This is a genomic window from Lacimicrobium alkaliphilum (assembly GCF_002591895.1).
Classification (GTDB): Bacteria; Pseudomonadota; Gammaproteobacteria; order Enterobacterales; family Alteromonadaceae; genus Lacimicrobium; species Lacimicrobium alkaliphilum.
On sequence record NZ_NISX01000004.1, the window covers coordinates 224,218 to 236,753 of the forward strand.

Below are 12,536 nucleotides of genomic sequence, written 5' to 3' on the forward strand. Positions count from 1 at the left end.
TCATAAGGAAGCTAACGTTTCAGAATAAGATGATGTGGCCATTGACTGTAAATCCTGGCGTGACTCCAACGCGCAATAGGGCGCCATGACATCAAAGCGATAACGGCGCGGCCCCTGACGCAAAACGATTTCACCACCACGGCAATAACCGTTTCCCAGCACCTGTATGGGGCGAATAATATCAACATCCAGATCCGGCGTTTCAAGTTGGCGGCTATTTTCGATGAGAATGCTGTTACCACTGCGGCTCGTCTTCAGGGGGAGCAGCGCCAGCTCACCGGCCAGCGCACTGCGCTGGCTGGCGGCTTCACGGGCAGCAAGCCAGGATTCCAGCCCCGGTGCAGCAACGGCTGCGATCAGGCCAAGCAAAACCAGCGTAACCAGCAGCTCTATCATGGTAAAACCATGTGCCCGATGGCAGGCCGGTAAGCCTGTTGGCCTGGTCTGCGGCGGATTTTGCTTAACTTTTAGCCGGTACATAACCTATTTCAGCATTAATATCCTCGCCACCCTCGGTGCCATCGGCACCCAGACTGTATAGATAAAAGCCCTGATCGGCATTAACGTCCAATCTGTATTGATACTCTGTATTCCAGGGGTCCAGCGGCACTGCTTCGTCCAGATAGGGGCCGTCCCAGTATTGCTCTGCACTGGCCGGGGGTTTTCTCAAATCCTGCAACCGCTCAGGGTAGCGGCCAACATCCAGACGATATGTTTGTAGTGCCATTTTCAGCATTTTTACCTGCGTTTCGGCAGTACGCACTTTTGAGCTGTCTACTTTGCCGAAAAACTGTGGCCCAACCAAACCCGCCAGTAGCCCCAGTATTACCAGCACTACCAATAGTTCGATCATGGTAAAACCACGCTGTGTCATTTTCATTGTTGCTCCATTAAGGTTTTGGTTTAAATCGCGATATCGGTTGATGCTGTGATGGCCAATACAATGCCGAGTATCATCACGCCAATGAAGACCCCGACAATCAGAATAGCAATGGGTTCCATCAGCGTCATCACCTGCTTCATCCGCCTTTTACATGAACTGTCATGCAGGCTCGCCACAGCACTGAGCATCTTTGCCAGTTGCCCGGTCTTGTCACCCACAGCCACCAGGTTAAGTGAGGTCGAAGGCACCAGTCGCGAGCGCTCGAGGGCTTCGGTAAAACTCACTCCGTCTTCCACATCTTCAATCATGGCTTCGGCTCGTCTGCGACGACGGGTATAGGTACAAGACTGGGCCGCCAGCTTCAATGCAGTTACCAGATTTACCCTCGCCAGCAGCATGGCCGAGCACAAAGAAGCCCACCGTGCCGCATCCTGTTCAGCCAGCCAGGGTCCGATGACCGGTAACTCTATCGCCAGGTCCATCATCCTGCGCCGTACTGCCGGGTTCATAAACAGGGTCACCAGGGCCAGCAGTATTGCAATGATCACAACGGCAATAGTCAGGGGGGCATCATTGGCGTACTTACCGGCACTGAGCACTGCCCAGGCCAGTGTAGGTAATTCTTTGTCGCTGTCGAGCAAGTGGCTGAATTTAGGCACCACCGCAAAAAAGATAATCAGCATGGCGGCAATACCGGCACCAATCAATACCAGCGGGTAGGTCAGCGCACTTTTAAGATCGCCCACCACTGCCTGATCATAATTGAGTTGCTCCGATGCCTTAATCAGCGCCCTTGAAAGCTGCCCACCCAGTTCACCGGCACTGACCAGATGAGACACGTAAGGAGGGAAAGGCAGCTTGCTCTCCTTTATTGCTGCTGAGAAACTCTCTCCTCCTTCAATACGGCTGGCAATAGCCATAAACCCCCGGGCCAGCTGTGGGTGCTCATCATTCTGGGCCAGAGCCCGCACCGCATCAATCAATGCCACCCCTGAGTCGGTCAGCGTAGCCAGTTCCTGCAGCGGAATGACCAAATCCGCAACCCGGACCCGGCGCCCCTTTTTATTCATTCTGGTAGCCGGGTTCACAGCAAACACTTCAATGCGTTTTTCCGCCAACTGGCGAATCGCCTCCTGACGGCTGACAGCGTCTACTTCACCTTCAACCCGCTGTTGTGAGGCCTGCTCGACCCCCTGATAGCTGAATTTCATGAATCACTGTCTTCCATACTGCAGACCCGCAGTACTTCATCCACACTGGTAACGCCTCTCGCGGCTTTACACAAACCATCTTCAAGTAACGATCGGTTACCATTCTTGCGCGCCAGCTCACGGATTTCACTAACCGGGGCCCGCTGTGTGATCAGCTCGCGCATGGCCGGTGTTACCGACACCAGTTCATAGACCCCTACCCGCCCACGGTACCCTTTACCATGGCATTCATGACAACCTACCGGCTTGCGCCAGTCAGCCTTAAGGGGCTTTACTTCAATAAAAGTAGGGGCTTCGGCGGGCTCACTGCAATGGGGGCAAAGCTTTCTGACCAGACGCTGAGCCTGCACCCCTTGTATAGTGGCGGCTACCAGATAGGGTTCAACACCAATATCACTTAATCGTGGGAACACAGAACAGGCGTCATTGGTATGCAATGAAGAAAGTACCAAGTGGCCGGTCAGCGACGACTGCACTGCAATATCTGCAGTTTCCTTATCCCGTATTTCCCCCACCATAATCACATCAGGATCCTGACGTAAGAAAGTACGCAGTGCTTTGGCAAAGGTATAACCGATATCAGGGCGCGCCTGCACCTGAGTAATTCCCTCAACCTGAAACTCCACGGGGTCTTCAACCGTAACGATTTTTTCCTGTCCGGTTTTAATATCTGCCAATAATCCGTAAAGGCTCGTAGACTTACCCGAACCAGTCGGCCCGGTAACCAGCACAATGCCATTACTGAGGTGGCCCCATTCCCGGATAAGCTTCAGATGATCGGGTTCAAAGCCTAAGCCGGCAAGAGAAAGCTCATCGCGTTTTTTGGGCAACAAACGCATGACGATGGATTCACCGTGCACATCCGGTGCAGTCGATACCCTGACATCGTACTCGCGGTTACCGGCGCGGGTAGAAAAACGCCCGTCCTGGGGCAAACGCCGCTCGGCAATATCCAGCTGTGACAACAATTTAAGTCGTGAGGCGATTGCCGGAAAACGCGCCATAGGTTGTTGCATAAACTCGCTCATTCGCCCGTCAACCCGAAAACGCACCACCATATTCTGTGCGCCGGCTTCAATATGAATATCCGACGATTCGGCCTGAATGGCACGCTCAATGATGCTGTTAACCAGATTAACCACCGGTGCTTCTTCTGCCAATGCAGCAATGTCTGTGTTCGTTCTGCCAAAAAGCTCGGAAACCGCACGTTCACGGGACAAATCATCAATCACTGAGGCAGCCATAGCAGGCGTCAGCAAATAACCAGCTGTGTGCCGCGCGCCGGCAACACTTTCTACCACACTCAGCGCGAAAGCGTTGGTTGGGTCGGTACAATACAACTGTAGGCTGTTGTCATCTTTCAACACCACAAAGGTATTATTGTCCAGGCACCAGTCCACATTCAGCCCCAGCGTTTTGCAGCCAGCCAGAACCTGACTGGCGGGCGGGCACTGGGCTACATTGGCAATTAGGGGCCAGTCAAGGGCCTTGCTGATTGCAGTGCACAGTGAATCTTCGCCACATAAGCCCAAACGTGTAATCGCAGCACTCAGGGTACAACCAGCCTCACTGGCAGTGCGCTGCGCCACTTCCACATCAGTCTCACTCAGTACGTTTGAGTCAAGCAGATGGTGCGGAAGCTGACGATCCAGAAAGGAAGGTTCAATATGCAATTGCGCGGTCAAAATGAGTACATATCTCCGTAATTCAAGGCATCATCACCAGATCACTTCTCAGTACCTGAAGAAGCCGTTAAACTATTGACGTTATTCGGGTATATTACACCATAGAAAGTTTAAAAATGAAGTGATTTCACCTTGACGTCAGTATCTCTACCTCATCTTCCGGCTCGCCTGGATCACTGGTTATCCCGTTTGAACCAGTTTTTTTTTCCTGCACAGGAAACTGTGGATGATCACAGCCGCACCGTTTATGTTTTTAAGCCCTTCCCTGCGCAGCTCAAAGCCAGGGAAATAAAACAGTGGGTTGAACTACAACAACAGGCACTGTCACCTTTTGAACAGGGTGACAGATATTCCTACCAGAGCCGGTTTGGCCTGCATCTGTGGTTCAGTCAGTCTGTGCTTGACGGCGTTCCTGAGTGTGCACTACAACATGCTATGCCTGACGGTGAGCACTTCGTGCAAGGCAAAAACTTCCGCTATCGACAGCAATGGCAACATGGTTTGATGCAAAGTTGCGTGCTTTTGTCTGCAAGTAGCGGCGAAGCAAATCATTTCAGGTCTCTGAATATCAGCAGCGCTAAACCCTGGGCAATGCAGCGCAAGCTGGATATGTGGTTGCGTAGCGCCAACAGCTGGCTGATATTCTGCGGATTTTTACTGTTTTGTGGGCTGCTGTGGTCTGCCGCCGGGTATGTTACCCTCAGTGCCCAACAGGCAAGGGCTGAGCAACAGGCAGAGCAACTGACAGATAGTCTGGGCAGTAAATTGAATCAGCAAGCCGCGGTAAGAGCCGGGCAACAACACTTGAGCTGGTTGCAAAACTGGCGGCGAGAGTATGGCGTATTACCAGAAAGCGTTGCCACTATCGCTGCAGCCATCAATGAACAGGGTGAGTGGACAGCAAAACAGATACGCTGGCAAAACCGCACAATTGAAGTGGAATTCAGTTCGGCGCAGGTAGATATTGCTGCCCTGGTAAGTGCCCTTGAACGCACTGGTCTGCTCAATGACGTTAATATTCGCCCTCAGACAGGTGGTAATGCATGGATTGTAGAGGCGACGTTTCCGTGATTTTTGAAAATAGCGTGAAATCTCTGGCTAACAGCCAGATGATGCAGGAATATCGCAGCAATAAACGGCTGCAATGGATGGTGGTGGGCATTGCTGCGATTCTGGTTGTCTCTCTACTTAAAACGCTGGCGGACAATCGCTCTGAACAGCAAGCAGAGCTTAAAACCCAACTGGCATTGGTTGCCAGATTACAGGCCGCCGCAGACAGCCCAGTCGATGAGTCGCAGACAGACACCCTGATGTCAATGCTCGACAAGGCGAAACAGAACATTCCTGAAGCCGACTCTAAAAGTGTTGCCGAAGCCAAAGCTCTGGCTGCTATTGAGCAAAGTGTTGGCCATTTAATTAGTCGTAAACGCCTTAATCTGGTAGGTGCTGAGGAACACACAGCCGGCACACAAACATATTGGTCAGTAAGGCTGAATCTCGCCGGGCAACTTAAAGGTTCAAAACTGGTAGAGTTTTTACAACATTTTGACAGCAGCAGTTCGGGTAGTCGTATTACCTCGATGCAATATGCGCCGAAAACATCAGACACGATTAATGTGGTAGTAGACTTACTCTACAAGCGGGTGAACAATGAATAAACGTCTGGCACTATGCACCGGTATAATATTGATGCTAAGTGCATTGGGCGGAGCCCTGCTAAACCTGTATAGTTTGCCCGCATCAGAACGAACTGTTGAGATGACTTCGCTGGAAGAAATAGAGCGTCTGAACAACGATTGGCAGAAGGTGTTGTCACAATTACCACAATTTGCGCCATCCGAAACATCGGAGTCTACTGAAGTAAGCGTAGAGTCTCAGCCTGAAATCAGTGACAGTTTATTGGTGGCCATTATTGCCGATAGACCCAGGTCAGCGTTGATTATCGTCACTGAGCAGAATGCCGGGCAACCCATGCAATTGGCAGAGGGTGACAGTTGGCTGGAGCCGTGGAAAATTGAAACGATCAATACTGACTTTATTGTCTGGCGGAACAGCCAGACAGAAGAACAATATACTCAGACACTGTTTCCGCAGGGAAACGGGTCAGACAAAGTACAAGAATAGTGGAAGTTAATTTATCTATGCCGAGCCAATATCTGAATACATCATCCCTTAGCAGAAAGCTTGTTATCGTAGCGCTGGTGGCAGCCGTAACCGGCTGTGCCAACCTCAAAGGACCGGCATACAGGCTGGCAAAACAAGACAATGAAGTTTTTTCAACCCCACTGCGCAAGCCAAAAGCATTGCAGGAGGATGAGTCTGTCATCGTTAAAGAACAAAAAGATGAATCTCCTTCTGGTATGGAAATACTGAATACACCAACACTCAGTGTTGAACAGGCGCAGGAACAGGCCACTGATGCGGTTATGCCGGTGCTTGAAGATAAGACTGTCAGTCGCCTGTCTTTTAATAATATGCCGGTAGGCGCTTTTATTAATGAAGCTTTCGGCAACCAGTTAGGGCTAAATTATATTGTTGAACCCAGTGTCAAAGAGACTCCTGATCTTATTACCATGCGCATTACCCGCCCCGTCAGTCAGAAAGACTTTTATGCACTGGCCACGGAAACACTGAAGTCTTATGGTGTTACCACTTCACTGCAAGAAGAGGTACTGAAGTTCAGTTTTTCAGAAGATGCCGTTATTGGTGATACCCCAATGTTGATTAGTGGCCGCACATTGCCTGAAGTCCCATCAAGCAGCAGACCCATATTCCAGATTTATCCGCTTATGGCAGTCTCTCCATCTTTGGTGCGTGCCTGGCTGACTCAGATGTTTCCCGGAAAAGAGCTCGATATAAAAGAAGACCCAACCCGCAATGCGATGATTATTGTTGGCCCCCAAAGGTTAGTCGAACAAGCAATAGCCGCTACCCGTTTGCTGGACAAGCCGTCCATGGATGGCATGTACAGCCGTATAATTCGCCCGAATCTCAGCACTCCCAGCGGCCTGGCAGATAATCTTGAACAAGTGCTGAAAACTCAGGGTTATTCAGTACGGCAGGGTGACGGTAATGGCGCCATTCGCTTGTTGCCGCTGGATTCTGTTGGACAACTGGTAGTCTTTGCCAAATCCAATGTGGTGCTTGAGCATATTATCAAGTGGGCAGAAAGCCTTGAACGCGAGCGGCACAGCACTGTGGAAAATGGGCTGTTCAGCTACCAGGTACAAAGTACTCAGGCTAATCATATTGTGCAGGTGCTGAATAGTCTGGGTGTGGCAAACTATTCCGGCGGCACTTCTTCAGAATCAGAACGTGATGAGGGCAATTCAGGCTCCCAGCGCATGTCATCGCAAAGGACACCAACAAATAACGAAAATGCCAAAGGCCGCTATGCTGTTGATGAACAATTAAATACCATTTTATACAGCGGCAGTGGCAAAGACTGGCTACAGGTATTACCGGTAATTAAAACGCTGGATAAGCCAGCCCCCTCGGTAATGGTAGAGATTATTTTAGCCGAGGTGCAGTTAAATGATAGCGAGAATACCGGCGTAGAGTGGCTGGCTAATTCTACTTTGGGTCGCTTTGACCTAGGGTTCGGTACTCTGGGAGGGCTGGGCCTCGGCGGCAATGGTTTTAGCCTGAACCTGGACAGTGCTGGCCAGACTCGCGCAGTATTGAATGCCTTCTATAAAAATGAAAAGGCCAATATCCGCTCGCGACCAAGAATAATGGTCAAAAGTGGTGGCGAGGCCTCTATAGATGTAGGTAATGAAGTACCTATTATTACCTCTAACAGACAATCTTCTACTGATTCCGACGCCCCTATTGTGCAGAATATCAGTTATCGTAAAACCGGTGTCATTCTGGATATCAAGCCAACAGTACATGCCTCAGGTTTTGTGGATATTGAGATTAATCAGGAGCTGAGTGAGGCGGCTTCAAACTCATCGAGCGGCATTGACTCACCCACCATATTAAACCGCAAACTGAGTACCACTGTTACCTTAAGAGATGGTGGCTCTGTACTGATTGGCGGGCTGATCTCCTCAACAACCAGTAAAAATCAACAGGGCGTGCCATTACTAGGCAAAATGCCTCTGTTAGGTAAATTATTCAGTACCGATAATGATGAGCAAAATCGCACCGAGTTAATGATTATGATTATTCCCTATGTGCTGAATTCTCCTGATGAGGCAGAGAAGCTTACCGACGAGCTGCAACGAGCCAGAATGGAGGCGCTTTCAGCCGATATGATTCCACCGGCCAGCAGTCTTGAAAATTGATTGAGCGCCCTTATAGTAGGTCGGAATTTATTCCGACAATGCCGAGGTCATCTGATAGTCCGTCGGATTGAAATCCGACCTACAGACAACGCATGCCGGTAGGTCAGAATTTATTCCGACAATGCTGAGGTCATCTGATAGTCCGTCGGGTTGAAATCCGACAATGCTGAGAACGTCTGATGATTGTCGGGCTGGCGGACGATATGCGTCCCTGCAACGTCCGCATACCGTCCATCCATGGACATAAAGTCCGACCTACTTTTTTAGCGTGAGGAACTCTGAACAATGAAAAAATCTCCTATGTTTGCACTGGTTGTTGGCCTGGGGCTGAGCGTTTTAGCCAGTGCGGATAATTCTTCTGCGATTCCAGAAGTAACGGGTTTCGATTGTGCCGATGCAATACAGAATGTTATTCCGTTATTAGGCCGTGGTGAGGATGCCGCCAGCTTTGTTGCTATAGATGTAGAGACAGAATTAAAACGTCAGCATAAAAGTTCAGAGCTTCAGTCGATAAGCTGTACAGCTGAGCCTGAGATTAAAGCCGCCACCCTTAACGATGAAAACAGCGGTGAGGCCGTATTGTCACGATTGTCTGTTACCTTTCCGCTGGAAGTCAGTGTTTCTGCCGGAAAACAGACTATGGATATGGTAGTGGACCATCAATATCTGGCTGAGAATCTGGAAACCACCGACCAGCGTAAGGTCACTCAGAAATTTATTGTTAAAAGCCAATAGAGCTGTCGGTGGACTTTAGTCCGATGTGCTGAGAACGTCTGATGAATGTCGGACTAAAGTCCGACCTACGGCCAACGCATACCGGTAGGTCGGAATTTATTCCGACAATGCTCAGATCGCCTGATAGTCCGTCGGATTGAAATCCAACCTACAAATATGAACATAAAGTCCGGCCTACTGCACCTGACAAAAGCGTAGGTCGGACTTTAGCCCGACAGATGTTTGGATGCCCACCTTTGTTGAATTGAGATCATCGGAAGGATTTTTGTCGGAATAAATTCCGATCTACAATAGTGGCCGCCACCAGTTCTCATTGTTAAGGTACCAATGCAGGGTCTTTTTTATTCCTGATTCAAAGGATTCGGCCGGTTGGTAGCCAAGCTCCGCGTTAGTCTTGGTGGCGTCGATGGCATAACGGCGATCATGGCCTGGTCTGTCATCGACAAAGGTAATCAGCGAGGCGCTGTTTTGTTGCATGGCGGATTGGGCTGAGGAAAAACGCTCCGCCAGAGAGCTATCTTCGGCAAAGGCTTTGTCCACCAGGCTGCAAACCAGCTTAACAATATCAATATTGGCCCATTCATTGTGGCCACCAATATTATAGTTTTCCCCTACCTGGCCTTTTTGCAGCACCAGTTCAATACCACGAGCATGATCTTCTACATATAACCAGTCACGAATTTGCTGCCCATCACCATAAACAGGCAACGGGTTGTTCTGTAGGATATTGGTAATGATCAGCGGAATAAGCTTCTCAGGGAAGTGATATGGGCCGTAATTGTTCGAGCAGTTACTGGTGGTAACCTGTAGTCCATAGGTATGGTGGTAAGCCCTGACAAGATGGTCACTGGCAGCCTTACTGGCTGAATAAGGCGAATTAGGAGCATAAGCCGTTTCTTCTGTGAAAGCCGGATCTTCGGCTGACAGCGTACCGTAAACTTCGTCAGTGCTGACATGATGAAAGCGGTGTGATTTCGGTGATTGGCCATTGGCTTTGGGTTCATCAATCCACTTCTTCTTGGCGGCCTTAAGCAGACTGTAGGTACCGATAATATTCGTTTCTATAAACGCATCCGGGCCGGTAATGGAACGATCCACATGAGATTCGGCCGCAAAATGCACCAGAGTATCAATCTGGTGCTGTTCAATCAGTTCCTCCACCAGGTTGGTGTCGCAGATGTCCCCTTTGATAAAGGTGAATGCCGGATGCTGTGCAACCGTATTCAGGCTGGCCTGATTACCGGCATAGGTCAGCGCATCCAATACCACCACTTTATCGTCCGGGTGCTTTGCCAGCCAGTAATGCACAAAGTTGGCTCCGATAAAACCGGCACCGCCGGTGACTAACAGATTCTTGTTCATCAGCTAATTTCTTCTCTATATGTAACGGACTACTTGCTTTTCTGATCGGCCTTCAATTGTGCCAATACTGGTACTAAAGCATGTCGCCAGTGTTCTGATTTTAACCCTTCAAACGCTGCTGACAGGGTGCTTTTATCCAGCACGCTATAATGGGGCCGTTTTGCCGGCGTTGGATAAGCAGTGGTCGGTATGGGGTTAATGGGAATAGACTCCTTCAACAGGCCCATTTGTAAGCCCAGATCCTGAATCGCTATGGCAAAATCATACCAGCTGGCGACTCCGGCATCGGTGTAATGATGAATCCCTGTGACCGTTTCTTTTGCAGCCATCAGACAACAAGCCGTCAGTCCAGATGCTGAAGTGGGGGTTCCAATCTGATCATCAATAACGTTCAGCTCAGGCTTTTCTTGCATCAGCCTGAGCATGGTTTTAACAAAGTTATTTCCGTGACGGGAGTACACCCAACTGGTGCGTATTATGCAGCTGCTCTGAGCACAGTGATCGAGCACCGCACTCTCTCCTGCCGCCTTACTGGCACCATACACCCCCTGAGGGTCGTGTGGATCATCAACCTTGTAGGGAGAGCCTTTATTACCGGCAAATACGTAGTCAGTTGACACGTGCACCAGGTGGCAGTTCTCAGCCAGAGCATAGCGCGCCAGATTTTCCACGCTTTGTTGATTGAGCTGATAGGCCTGTTCAGGCTCTTTCTCCGCCAGGTCCACAGCCGTATAAGCTGCGGCATTGATGATGGCAGTCGGTGCAAAGCGCCTCAACACATCAGCCAATGCAGCATAGTCCGTCAGATCAATTTGTTCCCGACCCAAAAACGCCACAACAGAGGGTTCAGCAAGATTCGCAATCTCTTTCGCCAGTTGACCATTGCGGCCGATTACCACAATTCTATCGTTCATACTCATCAGAATGTCGGCGCATCGTTAAAAGCCAGACCCTTGTCATCCTTTTCTGACAATGACGGCGGTTGCCCATCAATCAGTGGCCAGTCAATATTCAGCTCTGGGTCATCATAACGAATACTGACTTCTGCCTGAGGGTGATAGTAATCGGTGCATTTATAAACAAATTCGGCTGTTGGTGACATGACGTAAAATCCATGAGCAAAACCTGCCGGAACCCACATCTGACGATGATTTTCTGCAGAGAGAACCGCACCAAACCATTGACCAAAGGTTGGGGATGATTTGCGCATATCCACAGCCACATCGTAGACCTCACCCTGAACGACACGCACTAGTTTGCCCTGTGTCTTTTCAACCTGATAATGCAGGCCACGTAAAATTCCCTGCCTTGATTTACTGTGATTGTCCTGTACAAAATGCACATCAGCGCAATGCGCCCGGAACCAGTCATCTCTGAACGTTTCGAGAAAAAAACCTCTTTCGTCACCGAATACTTTAGGCTGAATGAGATGAACGTCGGCAATCGTAGTTTCTAATACTTGCATATTCAGTTACTTCACCTTGTCGTGGAGGATTTGCATCAGATAGTCACCATAACCGCTTTTTACCAGAGGGCGAGCCAGTTGCTCCAGCTGAGACGCGCTGATATATCCCTTTCGATAAGCGATTTCTTCGGGACAGGCTATTTTCAGACCCTGGCGTTTTTCAATGGCAGCAATAAAGTTTGACGCATCGAGCAGACTATCTATCGTGCCGGTATCCAGCCACGCGGATCCCCGCCCCATCAATTCAACTCTGAGTTTCGATTGTTGTAAATAAAGCAGGTTCAGGTCTGTAATCTCCAGCTCGCCACGTTCAGATGGCTGAACCTGTTTGGCCATTTCCACCACATCATTATCATAGAAATACAGCCCTGTTACCGCATAGCGCGACTTAGGTTTCGTGGGCTTTTCCTCTATAGAAAGTGCGTTCCAGTCATCGTCAAACTCAACAACGCCATATCGCTCAGGATCGTTGACATGATAGCCGAATACCGTTGCCCCATCAGATTGTACCGCTGCATTCATCAGCGCCACCTGAAGATCATGGCCATAATAAATATTGTCTCCCAACACCAGGGTACAGGGATCGTTCCCAATAAACTCTTCCCCGAGAATAAATGCCTGCGCCAGGCCATCCGGTGAGGGCTGAACAATATAACTGAAATTCAGTCCCCAATGACTGCCATCCCCAAGCAATGCCTGGAACCTGGGTAGATCTTCCACTGTGGAAATAATCAATATGTCCCGGATACCGGCCAGCATCAGCGTGGAAACGGGGTAATAAATCATTGGCTTGTCATAAACCGGCATCAGTTGCTTACTGATCACCTGAGTCAATGGGTGGAGTCTGGTACCGGAACCTCCGGCCAGGACAATACCTTTTCTATTACTCATAACCTGCCTGCTTTA

Annotated in this window: 14 protein-coding genes; 5 read left to right on the top strand and 9 right to left on the bottom strand. The window is 49.6% G+C overall.

The annotated features are described in order from the left end of the window. From CDA54_RS05780 to CDA54_RS05795, 4 genes are read right to left on the bottom strand one after another with little or no spacing between them, the layout of a single operon-like run. A complete protein-coding gene (locus CDA54_RS05780) occupies positions 1-480 on the bottom strand; it encodes a prepilin-type N-terminal cleavage/methylation domain-containing protein (RefSeq protein ID WP_099034051.1) in 480 nt (159 codons plus the stop codon). Continuing rightward, positions 461-880, bottom strand: a complete 420-nt coding sequence (gspG, locus tag CDA54_RS05785) for a type II secretion system major pseudopilin GspG (RefSeq protein ID WP_099034052.1) — start codon at positions 878-880, stop codon at positions 461-463. The genes CDA54_RS05780 and gspG overlap by 20 nt, the downstream gene beginning before the upstream one ends. Positions 881-903: 23 nt before the next feature. Continuing rightward, complete coding sequence (locus CDA54_RS05790) at positions 904-2,094, bottom strand: type II secretion system F family protein (RefSeq protein ID WP_099034053.1); 1,191 nt, start codon at positions 2,092-2,094, stop codon at positions 904-906. Further along, entirely contained in the window at positions 2,091-3,779 is a 1,689-nt protein-coding gene (locus CDA54_RS05795) for a GspE/PulE family protein (RefSeq protein WP_229748072.1), read from the bottom strand. The genes CDA54_RS05790 and CDA54_RS05795 overlap by 4 nt, the downstream gene beginning before the upstream one ends. Before the next feature lie 189 nt (positions 3,780-3,968). Between CDA54_RS05795 and CDA54_RS05800 the strand changes: the two genes are divergently transcribed. From CDA54_RS05800 to CDA54_RS05815, 4 genes are read left to right on the top strand one after another with little or no spacing between them, the layout of a single operon-like run. After that, on the top strand, positions 3,969-4,850 hold the full coding sequence (locus tag CDA54_RS05800; protein ID WP_099034054.1) for a hypothetical protein: 882 nt from the start codon (positions 3,969-3,971) through the stop codon (positions 4,848-4,850). Continuing rightward, entirely contained in the window at positions 4,823-5,437 is a 615-nt protein-coding gene (locus CDA54_RS05805) for a hypothetical protein (RefSeq protein ID WP_143452265.1), read from the top strand. Before CDA54_RS05800 ends, CDA54_RS05805 begins: the two co-directional genes overlap by 28 nt. After that, a complete protein-coding gene (locus CDA54_RS05810) occupies positions 5,430-5,903 on the top strand; it encodes a hypothetical protein (RefSeq protein ID WP_099034056.1) in 474 nt (157 codons plus the stop codon). Before CDA54_RS05805 ends, CDA54_RS05810 begins: the two co-directional genes overlap by 8 nt. A 17-nt stretch (positions 5,904-5,920) precedes the next feature. Further along, positions 5,921-8,068, top strand: coding sequence for a secretin N-terminal domain-containing protein (locus CDA54_RS05815; protein WP_099034099.1), 2,148 nt, complete (start codon positions 5,921-5,923; stop codon positions 8,066-8,068). A 110-nt stretch (positions 8,069-8,178) separates the two neighbouring features. On the opposite strand, the gene CDA54_RS19930 is transcribed toward CDA54_RS05815, so the two are convergent. Continuing rightward, on the bottom strand, positions 8,179-8,307 hold the full coding sequence (locus CDA54_RS19930; protein ID WP_268235300.1) for a hypothetical protein: 129 nt from the start codon (positions 8,305-8,307) through the stop codon (positions 8,179-8,181). Between the two features lie 46 nt (positions 8,308-8,353). On the opposite strand from CDA54_RS19930, the gene CDA54_RS05820 reads away from it, so the two are divergent. Further along, positions 8,354-8,803 (top strand): hypothetical protein, encoded by a 450-nt coding sequence (locus tag CDA54_RS05820; protein WP_099034057.1) that lies wholly within the window; start codon positions 8,354-8,356, stop codon positions 8,801-8,803. A gap of 285 nt (positions 8,804-9,088) precedes the next feature. Here CDA54_RS05820 and rfbB read toward each other — a convergent pair whose 3' ends face one another. From rfbB to rfbA, 4 genes are read right to left on the bottom strand one after another with little or no spacing between them, the layout of a single operon-like run. Next, complete coding sequence (gene rfbB / locus CDA54_RS05825) at positions 9,089-10,165, bottom strand: dTDP-glucose 4,6-dehydratase (protein ID WP_099034058.1); 1,077 nt, start codon at positions 10,163-10,165, stop codon at positions 9,089-9,091. Between the two features lie 29 nt (positions 10,166-10,194). Continuing rightward, positions 10,195-11,079 carry a dTDP-4-dehydrorhamnose reductase gene (rfbD, locus tag CDA54_RS05830; protein ID WP_099034100.1) on the bottom strand — a complete coding sequence of 295 codons (885 nt, stop codon included), beginning with the start codon at positions 11,077-11,079 and terminating at the stop codon, positions 10,195-10,197. 5 nt (positions 11,080-11,084) lie between these two features. Further along, positions 11,085-11,630, bottom strand: a complete 546-nt coding sequence (gene rfbC / locus CDA54_RS05835; RefSeq protein WP_099034059.1) for a dTDP-4-dehydrorhamnose 3,5-epimerase — start codon at positions 11,628-11,630, stop codon at positions 11,085-11,087. 6 nt (positions 11,631-11,636) lie between these two features. Next, the gene (gene rfbA, locus CDA54_RS05840) at positions 11,637-12,521 is read right to left on the bottom strand and encodes a glucose-1-phosphate thymidylyltransferase RfbA (RefSeq protein WP_099034060.1); all 885 of its coding nucleotides are present in this window, start codon (positions 12,519-12,521) and stop codon (positions 11,637-11,639) included. Between the last annotated feature and the right edge of the window lie 15 nt (positions 12,522-12,536).

Bases quoted from the DNA above. Each gene is read 5' to 3' on its own strand.
- CDA54_RS05820 (WP_099034057.1), top strand. From the start codon at position 8,354: ATGAAAAAATCTCCTATGTTTGCACTGGTTGTTGGCCTGGGGCTGAGC.
- CDA54_RS05790 (WP_099034053.1), bottom strand. From the start codon at position 2,094: ATGAAATTCAGCTATCAGGGGGTCGAGCAGGCCTCACAACAGCGGGTT.
- CDA54_RS19930 (WP_268235300.1), bottom strand. From the start codon at position 8,307: ATGGATGGACGGTATGCGGACGTTGCAGGGACGCATATCGTCCGCCAG.
- rfbA (WP_099034060.1), bottom strand. From the start codon at position 12,521: ATGAGTAATAGAAAAGGTATTGTCCTGGCCGGAGGTTCCGGTACCAGA.
- CDA54_RS05810 (WP_099034056.1), top strand. From the start codon at position 5,430: ATGAATAAACGTCTGGCACTATGCACCGGTATAATATTGATGCTAAGT.
- CDA54_RS05815 (WP_099034099.1), top strand. From the start codon at position 5,921: ATGCCGAGCCAATATCTGAATACATCATCCCTTAGCAGAAAGCTTGTT.
- rfbB (WP_099034058.1), bottom strand. From the start codon at position 10,165: ATGAACAAGAATCTGTTAGTCACCGGCGGTGCCGGTTTTATCGGAGCC.
- rfbD (WP_099034100.1), bottom strand. From the start codon at position 11,079: ATGAACGATAGAATTGTGGTAATCGGCCGCAATGGTCAACTGGCGAAA.
- CDA54_RS05805 (WP_143452265.1), top strand. From the start codon at position 4,823: ATGGATTGTAGAGGCGACGTTTCCGTGATTTTTGAAAATAGCGTGAAA.
- gspG (WP_099034052.1), bottom strand. From the start codon at position 880: ATGAAAATGACACAGCGTGGTTTTACCATGATCGAACTATTGGTAGTG.
- CDA54_RS05780 (WP_099034051.1), bottom strand. From the start codon at position 480: ATGTACCGGCTAAAAGTTAAGCAAAATCCGCCGCAGACCAGGCCAACA.
- rfbC (WP_099034059.1), bottom strand. From the start codon at position 11,630: ATGCAAGTATTAGAAACTACGATTGCCGACGTTCATCTCATTCAGCCT.